This is a genomic window from Pseudoalteromonas shioyasakiensis (genome assembly GCF_019134595.1).
Lineage (GTDB): Bacteria > Pseudomonadota > Gammaproteobacteria > Enterobacterales > Alteromonadaceae > Pseudoalteromonas > Pseudoalteromonas shioyasakiensis_A.
Window position 1 is genome coordinate 419,699 of sequence record NZ_CP077770.1, and the last position, 18,928, is coordinate 438,626.

Annotated in this window: 14 protein-coding genes; 9 read left to right on the forward strand and 5 right to left on the reverse strand. The window is 42.3% G+C overall.

Annotated elements, in window-relative coordinates; genetic code table 11:
* The first annotated feature begins 99 nt into the window (after window positions 1–99).
* From ilvD to can, 5 genes are all read left to right on the forward strand, one after another.
* Window positions 100–1,956, forward strand: a complete 1,857-nt coding sequence (gene ilvD / locus KQP93_RS01985) for a dihydroxy-acid dehydratase (RefSeq protein ID WP_217875636.1) — start codon at window positions 100–102, stop codon at window positions 1,954–1,956.
* Between the two features lie 2 nt (window positions 1,957–1,958).
* The gene (ilvA, locus tag KQP93_RS01990; RefSeq protein WP_217875637.1) at window positions 1,959–3,512 is read left to right on the forward strand and encodes a threonine ammonia-lyase, biosynthetic; all 1,554 of its coding nucleotides are present in this window, start codon (window positions 1,959–1,961) and stop codon (window positions 3,510–3,512) included.
* 128 nt (window positions 3,513–3,640) lie between these two features.
* Window positions 3,641–4,645 (forward strand): ABC transporter substrate-binding protein, encoded by a 1,005-nt coding sequence (locus KQP93_RS01995; protein WP_217876724.1) that lies wholly within the window; start codon window positions 3,641–3,643, stop codon window positions 4,643–4,645.
* Window positions 4,646–4,694: 49 nt separating this feature from the next.
* On the forward strand, window positions 4,695–5,873 hold the full coding sequence (locus tag KQP93_RS02000) for a methyltransferase (protein ID WP_217875638.1): 1,179 nt from the start codon (window positions 4,695–4,697) through the stop codon (window positions 5,871–5,873).
* An 18-nt stretch (window positions 5,874–5,891) separates the two neighbouring features.
* The gene (can, locus tag KQP93_RS02005) at window positions 5,892–6,554 is read left to right on the forward strand and encodes a carbonate dehydratase (protein ID WP_054561164.1); all 663 of its coding nucleotides are present in this window, start codon (window positions 5,892–5,894) and stop codon (window positions 6,552–6,554) included.
* 45 nt (window positions 6,555–6,599) lie between these two features.
* Here can and ubiK read toward each other — a convergent pair whose 3' ends face one another.
* The gene (gene ubiK / locus KQP93_RS02010; RefSeq protein ID WP_054561163.1) at window positions 6,600–6,863 is read right to left on the reverse strand and encodes a ubiquinone biosynthesis accessory factor UbiK; all 264 of its coding nucleotides are present in this window, start codon (window positions 6,861–6,863) and stop codon (window positions 6,600–6,602) included.
* A 111-nt stretch (window positions 6,864–6,974) separates the two neighbouring features.
* On the opposite strand from ubiK, the gene rep reads away from it, so the two are divergent.
* Window positions 6,975–8,987 (forward strand): DNA helicase Rep, encoded by a 2,013-nt coding sequence (gene rep / locus KQP93_RS02015; protein WP_054561162.1) that lies wholly within the window; start codon window positions 6,975–6,977, stop codon window positions 8,985–8,987.
* Here rep and KQP93_RS02020 read toward each other — a convergent pair.
* From KQP93_RS02020 to elbB, 3 genes are all read right to left on the reverse strand, one after another.
* Window positions 8,977–11,541: a bifunctional diguanylate cyclase/phosphodiesterase gene (locus KQP93_RS02020; RefSeq protein ID WP_217875639.1), complete on the reverse strand. Its 2,565-nt coding sequence runs from the start codon at window positions 11,539–11,541 to the stop codon at window positions 8,977–8,979. The two genes, rep and KQP93_RS02020, sit on opposite strands and share 11 nt — an antisense overlap.
* Before the next feature lie 201 nt (window positions 11,542–11,742).
* A complete protein-coding gene (locus tag KQP93_RS02025; RefSeq protein WP_054561160.1) occupies window positions 11,743–12,135 on the reverse strand; it encodes a c-type cytochrome in 393 nt (130 codons plus the stop codon).
* A gap of 182 nt (window positions 12,136–12,317) precedes the next feature.
* A complete protein-coding gene (elbB, locus tag KQP93_RS02030; RefSeq protein ID WP_217875640.1) occupies window positions 12,318–12,968 on the reverse strand; it encodes an isoprenoid biosynthesis glyoxalase ElbB in 651 nt (216 codons plus the stop codon).
* A 510-nt stretch (window positions 12,969–13,478) separates the two neighbouring features.
* Here elbB and polA point away from each other — a divergent pair.
* Window positions 13,479–16,214 carry a DNA polymerase I gene (gene polA / locus KQP93_RS02035; protein WP_217875641.1) on the forward strand — a complete coding sequence of 912 codons (2,736 nt, stop codon included), beginning with the start codon at window positions 13,479–13,481 and terminating at the stop codon, window positions 16,212–16,214.
* A 260-nt stretch (window positions 16,215–16,474) separates the two neighbouring features.
* Here polA and KQP93_RS02040 read toward each other — a convergent pair whose 3' ends face one another.
* On the reverse strand, window positions 16,475–17,395 hold the full coding sequence (locus KQP93_RS02040) for a lipase family alpha/beta hydrolase (protein WP_217875642.1): 921 nt from the start codon (window positions 17,393–17,395) through the stop codon (window positions 16,475–16,477).
* 423 nt (window positions 17,396–17,818) lie between these two features.
* Here KQP93_RS02040 and KQP93_RS02045 point away from each other — a divergent pair, with 423 nt between their 5' ends.
* On the forward strand, window positions 17,819–18,406 hold the full coding sequence (locus tag KQP93_RS02045) for a YceI family protein (protein ID WP_217875643.1): 588 nt from the start codon (window positions 17,819–17,821) through the stop codon (window positions 18,404–18,406).
* The gene (locus KQP93_RS02050) at window positions 18,406–18,924 is read left to right on the forward strand and encodes a DUF1285 domain-containing protein (RefSeq protein ID WP_217875644.1); all 519 of its coding nucleotides are present in this window, start codon (window positions 18,406–18,408) and stop codon (window positions 18,922–18,924) included. Before KQP93_RS02045 ends, KQP93_RS02050 begins: the two co-directional genes overlap by 1 nt.
* Window positions 18,925–18,928 lie beyond the last annotated feature (4 nt).

Here is an 18,928-nt window from a genome sequence, read left to right on the forward strand (position 1 = left end):
AATCAACAGGTAACTAGAGCAATCAGATTGATGCTTTAGTGAGAAATAAATTAGGAATGAGGAAGTCAGTGGCATGCCACTGCAACAACTGAGGTAATTATGGCTAAATTAAGAAGTGCAACAACAACAGAAGGTCGCAAACGTGCAGGGGCGCGTGCTTTATGGCGTGCAACAGGGATGACAGATAAAGACTTCGGTAAGCCAATTATCGCTGTTGTTAACTCGTACACTCAGTTTGTACCGGGTCATGTTCATCTTAATCAACTCAGTGAGCTAATGGCCGAAACCATCACTGAAGCGGGTGGTGTACCAAAAGAATTTAATACCATTGCAATCGACGATGGTATCGCAATGGGTCACGGCGGCATGCTGTATTCACTCCCATCGCGTGACTTAATTGCTGACTCAGTGGAATACATGGTTAATGCTCACTGTGCCGATGCCATGATCTGTATTTCTAACTGTGACAAAATCACCCCAGGAATGATGCTGGCAGCGCTGCGTTTAAATATTCCGGTTATTTTCGTATCAGGTGGTCCAATGGAAGCGGGTAAAACACGCCTTGCTGATATCGACATTAAACTTGATTTAGTGGATGCCATGGTGAAAGGCGCTGATACTTCAGTAAGCGATGAAGACTCTGAAAAAGTTGAGCGCTCTGCCTGTCCTACTTGTGGTTCATGCTCAGGTATGTTTACTGCTAACTCGATGAACTGTTTATTAGAAGCGATTGGTTTAGCACTGCCGGGTAACGGTACCACACTTGCTACACATAAAGATCGTAAACAGCTTTATGTTGAAGCAGGTGCGCGCATTGTTGATTTATGCCGTGAGTATTATCAAAAAGATAATGCAGCAGTATTACCACGTGCGATTGCTAATCGCACTGCCTTTATGAATGCAATGGTGGTTGATATTGCCATGGGTGGTTCATCAAATACGGTTTTACACTTATTAGCTGCAGCGCAAGAAGCGGGTGTTGATTTTGATATGTCGCACATCGATGAGCTTTCTCGTAAAACTCCTTTCCTTTGTAAAGTGGCACCCGCAACCAATAAATATCACATTGAAGATGTACATCGTGCTGGTGGCATGATGGCAATTATCCGTGAGTTAGGTAAGGCAGGCCTTGTCGATTTATCGGTTGATCACGTGGCAGGTCATACTATGGCTGAAATGGTGACTAAATGGGATGCCACCGATCCTAATAATGAAGTGGCGCAAAAATTCTATAAAGCAGGCCCTGCCGGTATCCGCACTACAAAAGCAATGAGCCAAGAGTGCCGCTGGCCAGAACTTGATAATGACCGTGAAAACGGCTGTATTCGCAGTGTTGAAAATGCCTTTCGTCAAGATGGTGGCTTAGCTGTACTTTCAGGGAACTTAGCCCTTGATGGCTGTATTGTTAAAAGTGCCGGTGTAGTTGAAGAAATGCTGCACTTTGAAGGCCCTGCGGTTGTATACGAATCACAAGATGATTCGGTTGAAGGCATTCTTAACGGCGAAGTAAAAGCGGGTGATGTTGTTGTTATTCGCTACGAAGGGCCAAAAGGCGGCCCTGGCATGCAAGAAATGCTTTATCCAACGAGTTACTTAAAATCAATGGGCTTAGGTGAAAAGTGTGCACTTATCACCGATGGTCGTTTCTCGGGTGGTACATCGGGTTTATCAATTGGTCACGTTTCACCAGAAGCAGCAAGCGGTGGTGCAATCGCTTATGTTGAAAATGGCGATAAAATAGTCATTGATATCGCAACCCGTGAAATTACCTTAGCGCTGTCAGGTGAAGAGCTTGAAGCGCGTAAACAAAAGCAACTAGCACGCGGTAAAGATGCTTATAAACCACTTGATCGTGACCGCTATGTTTCATCTGCACTTAAAGCCTATGCATTACTTGCAACCAGTGCAGACAAAGGAGCTGTTCGCGATTTAGCAAAACTTGAGGAGCTTAGTTAATTATGGTTTCTCAAGAGCTCGATTACTTTCGCGCTATTATCCAAGCGAACATGGAGCCCCTTGCAAAAGTCACTGAGGTCAGCGAAATGGCTGATCTTAGTGCACGGCTAGGCAACCATGTGTGGTTAAAGCGTGAAGACCAACAACCGGTTTATTCATTTAAGCTTCGTGGTGCATTTCATAAACTGAGCAAGTTGCCAAAAGGTTCTGATGTGATCACAGCCTCAGCGGGTAACCATGCACAAGGCGTTGCACTCAGTGCTTCATTTTTAGGCCATAAAGCTACGATTGTGATGCCAGTCACCACACCTGAAATTAAAGTGAATGCAGTACGTTCACTCGGTGGTGAAGTGGTATTACACGGCCATCATTTTGATGCGGCAAAAGCCCATGCTTTAGAGCTGACAGAGCAGCGTAACGGGGTGTTTGTGCCACCGTTTGATGATCCTGATGTGATTGTTGGCCAAGGTACCGTTGCCCGTGAATTAATGCAGCAATTGAATGACCTTGATGCTGTTTTTATTCCTGTTGGCGGTGGTGGTTTGCTAGCAGGCATGGCGGTGTACATTAAGTCGTTACGTCCTGATATCAAAGTCATTGGTGTTGAAGCTGATGAGAGTGCTTGCCTAAAAGCAGCGCTTGAAGCAGGCAAGCCCGTTGAGCTTGACCGTGTTGGTAGCTTTGCAGATGGTGTAGCCGTAAAAGTTATCGGCACAGAAACATTTCGTTTAGCGCAAAAGTTTTGTGATGAAGTGGTCACTGTAACGGGCGACGAAATCTGCGCCGCAATGCAAGATATCTTTGTTTCGACTCGTGCTATAGCGGAGCCTTCAGGGGCGCTATCAACAGCGGGCCTTAAAAAGTGGTGCCAACAAAATGGTGTTAAAGGCTTAAACGTAGCTGCGATTTTATCGGGTGCAAACTTAAACTTTGACCGCTTACGTTATGTTGCAGAGCGAACGGCACTTGGTGAAAAGAACGAAGCACTGCTTGCTGTGACCATTAAAGAAGAGAAGGGCAGCTTTAAGCAGTTTTGTAACTCATTAGGTGGCAGGGCTATTACTGAGTTTAATTACCGTTATGCAGGCCCTGGCGAAGCACAAATTTTTGTTGGTATTGCATTAAGACAAGGGCAACAAGAGCTCGATGAATTAAAAGCGGCACTGACAGAAAACGACTACACGTTTTGCGATCTATCAGATAACGAGCTGGCTAAATTGCATATTCGTTATATGGTGGGTGGTAAAGCGCCAGCTCAACTTCATGAGCGTTTACTGCGCTTTGAGTTTCCTGAATACCCAGGCGCACTGGCGCGATTCTTAGATACTCTTGGTAGTAATTGGAATATTACTTTATTCCATTACCGCAATCATGGTGGGGCAATTGGTAATGTGCTGGCGGCCTTTGCTATTGAACCGAGTGATTATGAGGTATTCAATGAGCATTTGAACCGCTTGGGATACAACGTTCAAGATGAAACGAACAACCCATGTTTCACCCAGTTCTTAACCAGCCAAGGTCAAGAACTTAGCGAAGTTAAAGCGGCAAATCAGTAGCTTAATATAATCAGGACTGTTCATTAGCAGTCTTGATTTTTCCTCTATTTTTCCTATAGTTAATGCACGGTTTCAAGCAAGGATGATGCGTGCAAGGTATAAAAAGCCTACTAGGGTTAATCTGTTTAATGCTTTCTATGAGCGCACTGTGCGCTGATAAAGTTAGCTTACAATTAAAATGGACTCACCAGTTTCAATTTGCAGGCTATTATATGGCTGCTGAAAAAGGCTTTTATAAGCAAGCTGGCCTTGATGTCTCTATAATTCCTGCTGATCCAAATCACCCAGATACCTTCTCTAAAGTACTAAGCGGTAAAGCCGACTTTGCCATTACTCACTCAGGCATATTACAAAAGCGCCAGCAAGGCGCACCAGTTGTTGCCCTTGGAGCCATACTGCAGTTTTCGCCTTACTGCTGGATGGTAAAAAATAACTCAGATATTTTTCAGCCCAGAGACTTTGTTAGTAAAAAACTTAGCAAGATCGGTTCAATAGAAAATGCTGAATTACTGGTTATGTTACAGCGTGCAGGATTGAGCCTAGAAAGCTTGATGGCAGCTAGCCATGAAGGCGGCGTTAAAGAGTGGCTTGCCGGTGATTTAGATGCGGTGCAAGTTTATGTCACCAATGAGCCTTACACGATGACATTACAAGGAGTAGGTCACCGGCTCATTTGCCCGCAAAAGTTTGGTTTGAATGTGTATGGCGATATTTTATATACCTCTGAGCAGCTTTTAACGAAAAAGCCAGAGGTTGTTGAGCGCTTTTATCGTGCCAGCTTAAAAGGGTGGCGTTATGCCTTATTGCACTTAGAAGAAAGTATCGATGTAACCAAGCAGCACTATGCTACACATAAAAGTGTGCAAGAGCTGGCTTATGAAGCGCATGTTTTAAAAAGCTACATCCAACCTCCGGGAATTAATCTAGGCAATATGTCGATGGCAAAATGGCGCTTGATTGCAGATTTATATGGCTTAGAACAGGATGAGTTTGATCAAGCTTTTGATGGCTTTATGTATAATCAACAGCAAACAGAAGGCATTGAACTATCGTGGATGCTGATCCTTGCCATCATCTTAAGTATTGCCTGTGTGCCATTGTACATTCGCTTGATCAGCAGTAACCGACGTTAAATAAGATAAATCTGTTATACTGCTTTTTATTTCTTGTCGCTAAGTAGTTATGACACTTGCCGAGCACTTTGCTGCCTTAGATGCACTGCTATTTTCAACTCGCCAATACTGGCAATGTACCGCATTTGATTTTGATGATCTTCCTTGGCCTGAATTAGCCAACTTATTATGGGCGCTTGATGACCAACAAGTGAGTGAACTTGATGCCGATCAGCAGGCTTTATATCGTTATTTTGCTGATGAAATCAAACACATCGAAAAGCTGGCTGAACTGTGTGAGTTGCCAGCGATAAGTGCTACTCGTAATGAATTTCCGTTTTGGATAAGTAATGGCATTAAAGGCCGTAAATTTGAGCAACTACAAGACTTTGTCGCGGCGATTAGTCAGCAGTCATTAAACCAGCCCGTTTTAGAATGGTGTGCAGGTAAAGGGCATTTAGGTCGCATGTTGGCATTCAATGGTGCGCCTCGTGTGCATAGCATTGAGCTGCAACAACACTTGTGCGACCAAGGTCAATACAGTGCGACACAACAGCAATTGGCGATGCAGTTTTCTCAAGCTGATGTATTAACTGATGACACTGATGGCTTTTTTGAAAGCCAGCAGCATGCAGTTGCTTTGCATGCCTGTGGTCGTTTACATCAAACATTTATGCAGCAAGCAAGCAAAGCGAAAACCCAGCAAATCAGCTTTTCACCATGCTGTTATCATTTATTCACAGATAACGCCTATCAAGCAATGAGCGAGCCTGCCAAGCAAAGCCAACTTGCGCTTACCCATCGCGATTTAAAACTGGCTCTGCAAGAAACGGTAACAGCACCGAGCCGAGTTGATAAGGTAAGAAAAACAGAAGTTGAATGGCGTCTTGGATTTGATGCGTTACGTAAATCACTGACCGGTGAAATGCACTATGTGAGTGTGCCATCAGTGAACAAAGCGATCTTCTCTGATTCGTTTAGCTCATTTTGTTTGTGGGCAGCGGAGAAAAAATCATTACATTTACCGAAAGATGTTGATTACAATGAGTTTTTAGAGATAGGTAAAAAGCGCAAAAGGGTTACTGAGCGAGTTGAACTCGTCCGACATGTGTTCAGAAGGGCAATTGAAGTTTGGCTCGTGCTCGATCGTGCTTTATATTTGCAACAACAAGGGTATCAAGTAACGGTTAGTACGTTTTGCGAAAAGCAGCTGACACCAAGGAATATCTTGATCCAAGCTAATTATTAAATACCGTAAAGAGGCGCAATGAGAAAGTTAAAAAATTTATTCGAGAATAATAAACGTTGGGCAGCGCGTACGAGTGAAAATGATCCTGAGTTTTTTAAAATTCTATCAATGCAGCAAAATCCAGAGTACCTGTGGATCGGTTGTTCTGACTCGCGTGTACCTGCAAACGAAATCGTAGACTTGTTACCGGGTGAGTTATTTGTTCACCGTAACGTAGCAAATGTCGTTGTGCATACCGACCATAACTGTCTTTCGGTAATGCAATACGCTGTTGAAGTACTGAAAGTGAAGCACATCATGGTCGTTGGTCATTATGGCTGTGGTGGTGTTCAAGCAGTATTAAACGAAGCGCGTTTTGGCTTAATTGATAACTGGCTTCGCCACGTAGGTGATGTAAAAGAAAAACACATCGAACAACTCAATGCATTACCTGAGCAAGAGCGTTTAAATAGCTTAATCGAACTAAACGTTATTGAACAAGTACGTAACGTGTGCCGTACTAACATTGTGCAAGATGCTTGGGCGAAAGGCCAAGAGTTAACAATTCATGGTTGGGTGTATGGCTTAGCAAATGGTCATCTTAATGATCTAGAGTCGGTAGTGACCTGTGCTGAAGAAGCTAGTGATACCTACGGTATCGCCGTTAAGCGTGTATTTGAACGCGTGGCAGAAAAAAGCTAAAACTAGCTAGTTAGAAAAAAGGAGAGCTAATTCGCTCTCCTTTTTTTATTGTTCGTCTTGTTTGCTAGCAAGTTGCTGCTCGAGTAATGCAACTTTCTCTTCAAGCTCAGTGAGTTTTTCACGAGTACGAATAAGTACTTGGCTTTGAATATCAAACTCATCACGGCTTACAAAGTCCATCTCAGCAAGTTTGTTTTGAATAGCTTGCTTTGTTTTGCCTTCCACTGTTTCGGCAAGGTTTTTCACGCCTTGCGGCATGTTGTCAGTAATTTGCTTAGCGATTTCTTCAAGTTTTGCTGGGTTGATCATCTTCGTCCCTTGAGTCACGTAAAAAAACAATCTTACCTTATTGGCTAGGCGTAGTGTAGTGATTACGGTAAAATTGCCCGTCCTGTCTTTGGATAATTTCTTTAGGGGCTTATGAAACTCAACCCAAAACAAGATGAAGCGGTAAAGTATATCAGTGGACCGTGTCTGGTATTAGCTGGTGCGGGATCTGGTAAAACGCGTGTTATTACTAATAAAATCGCTTACTTGGTGCAAAAGTGTGAGTATCAAGCGCGCAATATTGCGGCGGTAACCTTTACTAATAAAGCCGCAAAAGAAATGCGCGAGCGTGTAACGCAAACACTGGGTAAACAAGAGTCGAAAGGCTTATGGGTTTCAACGTTTCACACCCTTGGGCTTGAGATCATCAAAAAAGAGTTAACTACACTAGGGTTTAAACCTGGTTTTTCGTTGTTTGATGATCAAGATACCAACCAGTTATTAGCAGAGCTGACCGAAGAAGAACTTAAAAAAGACAAAGATCTACTCAACCTACTAAAAATGCAAATAGGTAGTTGGAAGAACGAGTTGATTCTACCAGAGCGTGCCGTTCGCGAAGCCCGTGAGCCGCAAAAAGCCTTGTTTGCTCAGCTGTATGCGCGTTATCAAAATCAATTACGTGCTTACAACGCCCTAGATTTTGATGATCTGATCATGATCCCTACTTTGTTGTTAGGCCAAAATGCCACTGCGCGTGAGCGTTGGCAACAGCGTTTTCGTTACTTGCTGGTGGATGAGTATCAAGATACTAATACCAGTCAGTATCAGCTGGTTAAGTTATTGGTGGGTGAACGAGCTCGTTTTACCGTGGTAGGCGATGACGACCAATCAATTTATTCATGGCGCGGTGCTAAGCCTCAAAACCTTGTGCTATTGAGTAAAGATTTTCCGGGCTTACGTTTGATTAAGCTTGAACAAAACTACCGAAGCGCAGGGCGAATTCTAAAAGCGGCGAATATTTTGATTGCCAATAACCCTCACGAGTTTGATAAAAAGCTATTCAGTGAGCTTGGCTATGGTGAGCCTATTAAAGTGATTGGCTGTCGTGATGAAGAGCATGAATCAGAGCGAGTGGTGGCAGAGATCATTTCTCATAAATTCATGAAACGCACCAGCTACAAAGATTACGCGATTTTATATCGTGGTAATCACCAAGCGCGCGTGTTTGAAAAAGCACTTATGAGCAACCGCATTCCCTATAAAATCAGCGGCGGCATGTCATTTTTCTCGCGTTCAGAGATCAAAGATATCATGGCGTATTTACGCCTATTGGTGAACCAAGATGACGACAATGCCTTTTTACGTATTGTAAATACGCCACGCCGTGAGATTGGTACGGTCACACTTGAAAAGCTCGGCACCCTTGCTAATGAAAAGCATATCAGCTTATTTGCTGCCTGTTTTGAGCCTGAGCTTGCGCACAGATTAAAGGGCCGTGGTTTTAATGCTTTAGCTGGTTTTGCCCGCTGGGTGGTTGAGCTTTCTGATAATGCGGTACGGGGCGATACCCTTGAGGCTGTGAAAGAGTTAGTTAGGCAAATTAACTACGAAGCATACCTTTATGAGTCATCACCGAGTGCAAAAGCCGCTGAAATGCGCATGAAAAACGTTTCAGAGCTTTATCGTTGGATCACCGACATGTTAACAGGGGATGCAGACAATCCACCGCTGAACCTTGCTGAAGTGGTTAGTAAACTGACCCTGCGCGATATGCTTGAGCGTAACGAAGAAGAAGACGAATCTGACGCGGTACAATTACTGACACTGCATGCTTCAAAAGGTTTGGAGTATCCGTATGTGTTCATGGTTGGTATGGAAGAGGGTTTGTTACCGCACCAAGTAAGTATCGATGAAGATAACGTTGAAGAAGAGCGTCGTCTTGCTTATGTAGGTATTACGCGTGCACAGCAAGAGCTGGTAATGACCTATGCTAAGTTACGTCGTCAATTTGGTGAAACCTCAGATACAGAGCTCAGTCGCTTTGTGCAGGAGTTACCACAAGATGATTTAGCCTTTGAGGCGAAAAAGCCACCTTCATCACAAGCTGAGCGCATGGAAAAAGGTCAAGCCCGTGTAGCTAATCTAAGAGCGATGCTTAAGAAGTAATAAATTGTGCGCTCGGTGCTTCGTGTTCAAAGGGCGCCAGCGCATGTTGCTTACCAATAAACAACGACAATCCGTGCTTATCGAGTAACGTGCGGTAGTTAAAAATAGACGGTCCTTTCGCGATTACTTGGATATTTTGCAGCTTAGTAATCGCCAGCACACCTTGCAGCTGTAAGTGATAGTTTTCTTGCTGTAGTACGCGCTTACTGAACGTTGAACTTAATAACAAGTAATCGAATTGGAACTCAGTCAGTAAGTTTAACTCACAGCGATCTTTAGCAAACTCATTCAACCCAATCGAAAATCCTTGTGCAACCAAGTTTTTTAGATTTTCAATTTGTACCGCTGATGCATAACGAATTTCTTGCTCGTTGAATAATAAACACATTCTATTCGCATCGTGGGCTTTTAATAGCTTGCATAGTGCTTGAAAATTAATACGTTCAAGGACTAAACCAGAACAAGGGAACAATACTTTTTCTAGATTACTGTCACTTACTAAGCTGAAGGCTTGTTTTAGTAAATTAAGTTCAACCTCAAAGTGCTGTACTCTATCGGTCGCAAACTTTTTAAGTACTTCAAAGCTGGTGCTACCAAGTACTGGGTGTTCACCAAATGCTTCGAGTAAAGATTCTGCGCGAGTTTGCTCATCCAAAGTAATGATTTCGGCACTTCTAAAGTGCATAGGCAAGTCATCTAGGTGATGCATATTGTCAGCATCATGTTGCACATTGCTAGCATTAAGCAGCGGATGGAAGCATTCAAAGCGATTACGGCCTGCATTTTTCGCGTAATACATGGCAGCGTCGGCATCGCGAATAATTTCATCGGTGTGCTTGTAGCTTGGTTTTGAGTAGGTAATACCAATACTGGCACCACTTTGAATGCACTGACCCTTCATACAGAAAGGTTTTCTCATAATTTCGATGATACGTTTGGCAACATCTTGGGCTTGCTGTTGCTCTGTTAAATGAGTGAGTAATATAACAAACTCATCGCCACCTAAACGTGCAAGCAAATCATGCTCACGAATACAATGTGAGAAAGACTCGGCAACACCAATTAAAAATTGATCACCCGCTTGGTGACCAAGGTGATCGTTGATGTCTTTAAATTTATCAAGGTCAATAAATAGCACTGCAAACTGCTGCTCTGGGTAGCGCTGGTAGTGCTGCAATGTTTTTTCAAGTTGAGTTAAGAATAAGCTGCGATTCGGTAAACTGGTTAATGAGTCGTGATGGGCATCATGGTACAGCTGTTGTTCTATTTTTTTACGCTCTTCAATTTGCATTTGCAGGTGCATATTGGCTTGGCGAAGTTCTTTGGTTTTTTCAGTGACTCGGTGCTCAAGCTTTTGGTGGCTAAGCTTTAACTCTTGGTTTGCTAGGTGAGTTTGAATAACGTTCGCAATTTGATTTGATACAAAGGTGATTAGTTCACAATCATCCTGACTAAATTCATGCTTATTATTGTAAGCTTGGCAAACAATGAGGCCTATAACACCCTGTGATGTTTTAAGCGGAGCACCTAACCAACTCGTCGCGGTGCGCTCTGGTGGTACATTAACCGGTCTTTCTATAACGCCTAGCTTGATAAGCTCTTTTGCTCTTTCACTGTCTATGACTTGGCACTTTTCAGTGCTGAGCACTAGTTCACTGTAACCTTTAGCAAATGGTCGTGGTTTGCCATTATCGTTAAACTCATCGACGCAGTAAGGAAAGCTCAACCAATGTGATTGTTGGTCGTATAATGCGATGTATAAGTTATCTGCATAGGTAATGGTTTTTATAATGCTATGAACATGCTGATATACATCGTCGAGGCTTTTACTTTGCGTTGCAAGCTCTGATATTTTAAACAGGATCTGTTGGCGTTCTAGCGCACTTTTACGTTGTTGAATTTCGTCGTTAAGTGCTTGGTTACTTTGTGTCAGTGCACGGGTGCGAATTTTAACTTCAGATTCGAGCAATTCACGTTTTTTAACTCGTTCAATCGCTGTCGCTAAATATAATGACATAGCCTCTAGCAGCTCAATTTGTTGCTCCGAATAGCTTTGTTTTTTGTCATAGCTTTGCGCGACCATGACGCCAATAATGACTTTATCGCGATAGACGGGCACTCCAACCCAATGCTCAGCTGGCGTACCAAAGCACTTAAGTAAGCCTTGTTCAACCGCTTGCTCTGTTTGTTGTTTGGTAAAGTAACAGGTTTTACCTTGTTTAAATACGTAGCCCGTTAAGCCTTCTTTAAAGTACTGTTCATATTTTAACGGTACTGAAAGGCCATCTTTTTCATCGGCGAAATAAGATAGCTCGAGGTTATCGTAAACTGGGTTATGCAACACAACGAAGAAGTTTTTACTTGGAATATAGTCTTGCAGAATATTGTGGATAGCAGGGTAGAGCAGGGTTAATTCGGCAACAGTACTTGCTTGCTCTGATAATTGTAAAAGAGCATATTGCAAGTGATGTGATTGCTTATACTTTTGTAAAAGCGATTTTAAGCGAGCATTTTTACGCGCTAGCTTATCAATGTGTGTTGCAGAATCTTCCAATGATTTAGAACCAGATCTTATTATTGTTTAAATTTCGTCCTCTATAGTTCCACTTTTTTATTAGATCGTCAAGTAACAGATGTTAACAAAGTAGTAATTTATGATGGGGCGTATTTGGCTACAGCATTAGTCTAGCGGCTAAAAGCAGGCACAAAAAAAGGGCTTAATAAAATTAAGCCCTTAGTATTAGTTTTTGAACTGTTACTTGCTAGTCATGAAATCGATAGCAGCGCTGATCTCTTCATCAGAACAGTCCATACACGTACCTTTAGGAGGCATCGCGTTGAAACCGTTGATTGCATGGTTAAGTAGAGTGTCCATGCCTTTAGCAATACGAGGAGCCCAATCATCAGCTGATTTAGGTGCACCTAGTGCGCCAGTACCATGACAAGCAAAACATGCTGCTTGGTAAACTTGTTCACCAGAACGAGGACCTGTAGGTTCAGCAGCGACCGCAGCTTTATCACCTTCTAGATATACAGAACCAATTGGCGCTAGACGCTTTTTAATTGCATCTTCAGTCAAAGAGTTGTCATACGCTTGTGCATATGCCGTTGTTGCTAGCAGTAATAATGCAGCTGATAGTTTTTTCATTTTGCCTTGCTCACTTCGATTTGAACGTGATCAATCACGATATCTGACGGAAATTAGAACGATTATAACGCTAAGCCACAATTTATAAAATGATCTAAAAGGCTTTTTCTTGAGAAAAACCGTCATTTTTTTGCGTTAGCGCAAGAAAAGCCAGCATTAAATACTGGCTCTAAGCTTGATGTTTAAGCAAGCTCTAATACTTTGTTGACCAATTTTTCGATACCCGCATCAGCATCTAAAATGCTTTGGGCCAACATATAGGCAGGGGTTGTGACCACTTTATGCTGAGGATCAACAACGATATCATTAACGGCACAGCTTTGGTGCGCTCCGCCAAGTTGCTCTATAGCGGCAGCGGTGTCTGCATCGTTCCCAATGGTTGTTTTTACACCTTTACCATAAATAAGCGGCAGCATGGCAGGAGCAATACACATATAACCAGCTACTTTGTTGGCATCGACAAAGGCCTTCGCACTTGTCAGTACATCACCTTGAACTTGGGCATCTGAGCCTTTTACTGCAAAGTCAGATAGGTTTTTCGCGGCACCAAAACCACCTGGTACAATCAAGGCATCGAATTCATCTACATTTAGCTCAGTGAGCGCTTTAATTTCACCACGGGCAATACGTGCGGCTTCAACTAGCACATTACGATTAGGTGTCATTTCTTCACCTGTTAGGTGATTAATGGTGTGCATTTGTTCGATATCGGGTGCGAAGCATTCATAGCTCGCGCCTGCTTTTGCGATATGTAATAAGGTTAATACTGCTTCATTGATTTCTGCGCCGTCGTAAACACCGCAACCAGCTAAAATTACAGCAACTTTTTTCATTTTTGAACTCTCCTTAATGCGACTAGCTTTAGTTTAACAAGGATACGAGCATGGCGACAAAACAAAAATTTTCGTCGCTTGATAACTCGCAAAGCGTGATGAATAGCTGTTTATGCCTTTTTATAAATTACTAACGAAAAAAAAAGTATAAAGGATCGCTATGATCTTTGATCCATTATGCTAGAATACTCCTCCGGTTATGAAAAGGGATGTTAATTCGGTATCGAATAAGCAAAAGGTTATCGCTACTAAAACCGTTTTCCACATCGGACGAAAATAATAAAAAAAGAACGCCGTAATATCTTTTTTAAATCAAAACATGAACTTACTAAATTTTCCTAAATGTTTTTTAATTTTGGGAGAATTAACTCTGTCTGTTATCTACAAAGTTATCCACAGCTTGCTCTTTCATAGACCTTTATTGGTTAATAATTCACAGTCGTTTTCTTCATGGCCTTATGGCATGCTTACAAACAATTTAATGTTATTCAATTAGGATCCAATTTCACCATGGCTCAGATCCCTGAAAATCCACTTATTCTTGTAGATGGTTCTTCTTATTTATTTCGTGCATACCATTCGCCACCGCACCTTACTAACTCAAAAGGTGAAGCGACAGGCGCAATCTATGGCGTAGTTAATATGCTTAAGAGTTTGATCAAGCAATATGATCCGTCGCACATGGTGGTGGTATTTGATGCCAAGGGTAAAACCTTCAGAAATGACATGTACAGTGAATACAAAGCGAATCGTCCGCCAATGCCTGATGACTTACGCACACAGATCGCACCACTACATAACATTATTAAAGCAATGGGGTTCCCGCTGATTAGTATTGAAGGTGTTGAGGCTGACGATGTTATTGGTACGTTTGCGCGTATAGCGTCAGAGCAGCAGCGTCATGTACTGATTTCAACTGGCGATAAAGATATGGCTCAGCTTGTTAATGAACATGTTACGCTGATCAATACCATGACAGATAGCATTTCAGATCCAGAAACCGTGGTTGAGAAGTTTGGCGTTGGTCCTGAGTTGATCATTGATTACCTTGCTTTAATGGGTGACAAGGTCGATAACATCCCTGGTGTTGATGGCTGTGGTCCAAAAACAGCAGTGAAATGGTTACAAAAATATGGATCATTGCAAGGTGTTATTGATCATGCAGGTGAAATTAAAGGCAAGATTGGTGAAAAACTTGCTGCAGCACTTGATCATCTGCCACTTAGCTATGAATTAGCAACAATTAAGTGTGATGTTGAGGTTGAGTCAGATCTTGAAACCTTTAAGCTACAAGAGCCTAATCGTGACGAACTGATTGCACTTTATGGTGAGTGTGAGTTCCGTCGTTGGTTAGCTGAGCTACTTGATAACCCTAAAGACGCTGACACGCATTTAGATGTACCAACAGAAGCTAACGAACTACCAAAAGTTGCTGATGCGCACTACGAAACTATTTTAACTGAAGAGCAACTTGATACCTTAGTGGCGCAGTTAAATGATGCCGAATTGTTTGCTTTTGATACTGAAACAACCAGCCTTGATTATATGCAAGCGCAATTGGTTGGTATGAGCTTTGCGGTTAAAGCCGGTGAAGCGGCTTACCTTCCGGTTGCTCATGATTACCCAGATGCGCCAGAGCAATTAAGCTTAGAAACGGTAATGGCAAAAATTGGCCCAATCTTAGCTGACGAAAACAAAGCGAAAGTGGGGCAGAACTTAAAATACGATAAAAGCGTGTTAGCGAATGCAGGCTTTGAGTTAAAGGGTATTAAATACGACACTATGTTGGAGTCGTATGTATTTAATAGTGTAGGTAGCCGCCATGATATGGACTCACTGGCACTTAAATACCTAGGTCATAAAAATATCAGCTTTGAAGATATTGCCGGAAAAGGTAAAAAGCAGTTAACGTTTAACCAAATTGAGCTAGAAAAAGCGGCGCCTTATGCTGCAGAAGATGCCGATATAACGCTACGTCTTCACCAAGTGTTATGGCCAAAAATTGATGCCGATAGCCAGTTAAAGTCAGTATTCGAAGATATTGAGTTACCACTTGTCACTGTACTTTCTGATATTGAGCGTACTGGTGTTGCAATTGATAGCAACATGCTGGCAGCTCACAGCCAACGTTTAGGCGAACGCCTGTTAGAGCTTGAGCAGGAAGCTTATGATATTGCAGGTGAAAAATTTAACTTAGGCTCACCTAAGCAACTGCAAGCTATTTTGTTTGAAAAGCTTGAGCTGCCTGTTATCAAGAAAACACCTAAGGGTGCACCTTCGACGGCAGAAGAAGTATTGCAAGAACTTGCTCATGATTACCCATTACCAAAAGTGATTATTGAGCACCGTGGTTTATCTAAACTTAAATCAACCTACACAGATAAACTTCCGCTGATGGTTAATGAGCGCACCAAGCGAGTGCATACCTCTTACCATCAAGCTGTAACAGCAACAGGGCGTTTAAGTTCAACTGATCCTAACTTACAGAATATTCCAATTCGTTCAGAAGAAGGTCGTCGAATTCGTGAAGCCTTTATTGCTGCACCTGGCCATAAAATTGTGGCTGCAGATTACAGCCAAATTGAATTACGTATTATGGCGCATTTATCACAAGATAAAGGCCTACTAACTGCGTTTGCGAATGGTTTAGATGTACACAGTGCTACGGCGGCAGAAGTTTTCGGGGTTAGCCTTGAAGAGGTTACCAGCGATATGCGCCGTAAAGCTAAAGCAGTTAACTTTGGTTTAATTTATGGTATGTCGGCGTTTGGTTTATCACGTCAGTTAGATGTACCACGCCATGAAGCACAGCATTATATTGATAAATACTTTGAGCGTTTCCCTGGCGTACTTGAGTACATGGAAACAACCCGTGAAAAAGCAGCTGATAAAGGGTATGTAGAAACGATTTTTGGTCGTCGCTTACATTTACCAGAAATCAACGCCCGTAACGGCGCTCGTCGTAAAGCTGCTGAGCGTGCTGCTATCAACGCACCAATGCAAGGTACTGCTGCTGATATCATCAAAAAAGCGATGCTAAAAGTTCACCAGTGGGTGAACGCGCAAGCAGAAGGTTCGGTGAAGCTACTAATGCAAGTACACGATGAATTAGTGTTCGAAATTAAAGAAGAATCTGTGGACGACTATAAAGCTGAAATCTGTAAGCTAATGTCAGAAGCCGCTACTCTTGATGTGCCTCTGATTGTTGAAGCCGACAGCGGTGACAACTGGCAACAGGCTCACTAATAGTCTCGAAAAAATGAAAGCTGTCAGCTATCAGCCGTCAGCTTTCAGATTAAAAGTTAGCGAGTTGCTTGACCGTTATACCGTGTTTTATCTCGAATCTAGTTTCTAATTTAAGGGTCGCGGCATAAAGCCGCTGCTACAGGTAGGCGCGAAACTTGTTTCGCGCGTCTGACCGCTGAAGGCTGAAAGCGATCGCTTCTGTATATAGAACATCGCTTCGTGTGACCCGACTTACCCAAAAATAAATCATTACTCGTTAACTATAACCCCAACTCCTGCAACCGCTTTACGTGTTCGCGATAAAGCTCAATAGGGTCAACTTCCCGAAAATTGTGTAAACCAATAAACTGATTTATCTCATCTAAGTGGTTCATTTCATAATCATCTTTAATTACGTGACCTAAATGGCTGCTGCAGCGCGATACTAGGCCGTCATCTTTGCCTAAAATAAGTAACGAACCAAGCTGCATAGGCAAATCGGTTGGATCCAGTATATTGGTGAGTGCTGCTGTACCACTCCACGAAAAATAGTACACCCCATTTTTGGCAACTAGCTGGCCTTGCTCGCATTTATTTAACGGTAATCCTTCTGGGTATTTTTGATTAAATGCGTTCGCACCCTGTGTACTTAAGCTATTTAATGCACCCAGTGTGTTTTGTGGTAAATCACTGTTACCTGATAGTAGTGAAATAACACCACCAAATGCATCAAATACTAATCGAGCCGCATGTTCAGCTTGAGAGTTTGCTGGCAGTTTTTGACTAATTAGATCAATAATGCCACTGCCATAGTTTGCACCACCAATACTGGTTACTGAGGCAATTAAATCTGGCCTGACTGAAGCAACATAGCGCACTGTTTGCGCACCTTGGCTATGGCCAATCAAGTTTACTTTTTTGGCGCCAGTCAGTGCTAAAATTGACTTTACTTTGGTGAGTAATTGTTCGCCCCGTACTTCAGAGCTATTAATAGCCGAGACCGCTGGCGTAAACACCAAAGTACCATCTTGGTTGAGACTTGCAGCCACATTATAAAAGTAATCGAGGCCAAGTAGGTTATCGAAACCCATTAGCCCATGAACTAAAATGACCGGATATTGTGTCGTTGTTTTTTTGGCATGACAGTAGGGGGTCATTAAAAAAAGTAAGGTAGTAAATAAAATTAGGGGGATTTTTTTCATACCTTTATACTCTTCTACTGCAATTTTTATCACTAACAAGCCTTAAAAAAGCCTGATTTACGTGTGCTTTTAATTAACCTTACCCTAAATTATGGCTCGCTGTAATGTTAGTTTTAAGTAAACAAGAAAAGATAGTTTTAGTGTTTCGTTATATGTTTATCAATTTGTGTTGTTTCTGCGGTTATGCAATTTATTTTTAATCTGGTATTTGCTAAAGTCCGCGCCGTCCTCATCCTGTAGGACATCCTGTTGATGATGCATCTGAAAGGATGCAACGTATTGATAGCTTCTCCCCAGTTTGCTATAACGGCTCACTCCTTGTTGAGTGAGTCGCTTTTTCTTTCTTATCATACAATTCATTGCACAAATATACGCAAGTGATACCATCAAAGTGATTCTTATTTACTTTCGAAGGAATGCGTTATGTTTAAATCTTTGGCAATTGCTGCCTTTTCATTATCGAGTATTTTAGTTGCCCCTTTAGCCAGCGCAAACTGGCAAGTTAATAATGAGCAAAGCAACGTAAGCTTTGTGTCTATCAAAAAGAATTCAGTTGCTGAAGCGCATCATTTCAAAAACGTGTCGGGTACACTTAACGAGCAAGGTCAATTTAAGTTGATGATCGATCTGACATCGGTTGAAACACTGATCCCTATCCGTAATGAGCGTATGACTAAGTTGTTATTTGAAACAGCTAAATTTCCTAATGCAGTGTTAACTGCTGACTTAAGCAAAGCGCTGTTAACTCTAAATCCAGGTCAACATGTGCTTAAAGGTCTGAAAGCTGAATTAGACTTTCATGGCAACAAGAAAGAGCTAACGATTGATGTACTTGCTAATATGTCACCGAAAGGCGATGTTACTGTTTCATCGTTTGCGCCGGTGATTATTAATGCAAGTGACTTCAAAGTAACAGAAGGTATTAGTGAGTTACAAAAACTTGCAGGTTTACCATCAATTGCGACAGCTGTGCCTGTAACATTTTCTTTGACGCTAGATAAAGAAAAGTAATGCAATCACTTGCTGACTTAGAAGCCGCTCTTCAGGCACCCGATAAACCTTTTGATAAATGGCAGCCACAAAACTGTGGGCAAGTGCCTATATTGATTGATGCACAAGGGCGGTGGTTTTATGCCGGCAGTGAAATAAAGCGCGAGGCAATGGTTAAACTCTTTGCCTCTGTGCTTTGCAAAGAAGCAGATAGTTATTTTTTAAAAACACCAGTCGAGAAAATGGCCATCACAGTCGAAGATGTGCCTTTTATAATTGTTGATTGGCGTTTTGAAGATACAGAAGAAGGCCGTGCGCTTTGTTGCGTTGATAATTTACAGCGAGCATGGCTGGTATCAGCAAAGCAACCATTGGCATTATGTGAATTTGAAGGTGTCAGTGTGCCCTATTTACAACTAGCACATGGCTTGGCTGCGAGGGTATCGAGAAATGTTTACTATCAGTGGGCTGAAATAGCCTGCTCAGACGAGCAGGGCTATTATATAGAATCATTAGCCAAGCGTTATTACCTGGCCTAAGCGT

What these genes read in the sequence shown, in the direction of transcription:
- ilvD (WP_217875636.1), top strand. Translation starts at nt 100, where the DNA reads ATGGCTAAATTAAGAAGTGCAACAACAACAGAAGGTCGCAAACGTGCA.
- ilvA (WP_217875637.1), top strand. Translation starts at nt 1,959, where the DNA reads ATGGTTTCTCAAGAGCTCGATTACTTTCGCGCTATTATCCAAGCGAAC.
- KQP93_RS01995 (WP_217876724.1), top strand. Translation starts at nt 3,641, where the DNA reads ATGCTTTCTATGAGCGCACTGTGCGCTGATAAAGTTAGCTTACAATTA.
- KQP93_RS02000 (WP_217875638.1), top strand. Translation starts at nt 4,695, where the DNA reads ATGACACTTGCCGAGCACTTTGCTGCCTTAGATGCACTGCTATTTTCA.
- can (WP_054561164.1), top strand. Translation starts at nt 5,892, where the DNA reads ATGAGAAAGTTAAAAAATTTATTCGAGAATAATAAACGTTGGGCAGCG.
- ubiK (WP_054561163.1), bottom strand. Translation starts at nt 6,863, where the DNA reads ATGATCAACCCAGCAAAACTTGAAGAAATCGCTAAGCAAATTACTGAC.
- rep (WP_054561162.1), top strand. Translation starts at nt 6,975, where the DNA reads ATGAAACTCAACCCAAAACAAGATGAAGCGGTAAAGTATATCAGTGGA.
- KQP93_RS02025 (WP_054561160.1), bottom strand. Translation starts at nt 12,135, where the DNA reads ATGAAAAAACTATCAGCTGCATTATTACTGCTAGCAACAACGGCATAT.
- elbB (WP_217875640.1), bottom strand. Translation starts at nt 12,968, where the DNA reads ATGAAAAAAGTTGCTGTAATTTTAGCTGGTTGCGGTGTTTACGACGGC.
- polA (WP_217875641.1), top strand. Translation starts at nt 13,479, where the DNA reads ATGGCTCAGATCCCTGAAAATCCACTTATTCTTGTAGATGGTTCTTCT.
- KQP93_RS02040 (WP_217875642.1), bottom strand. Translation starts at nt 17,395, where the DNA reads ATGAAAAAAATCCCCCTAATTTTATTTACTACCTTACTTTTTTTAATG.
- KQP93_RS02045 (WP_217875643.1), top strand. Translation starts at nt 17,819, where the DNA reads ATGTTTAAATCTTTGGCAATTGCTGCCTTTTCATTATCGAGTATTTTA.
- KQP93_RS02050 (WP_217875644.1), top strand. Translation starts at nt 18,406, where the DNA reads ATGCAATCACTTGCTGACTTAGAAGCCGCTCTTCAGGCACCCGATAAA.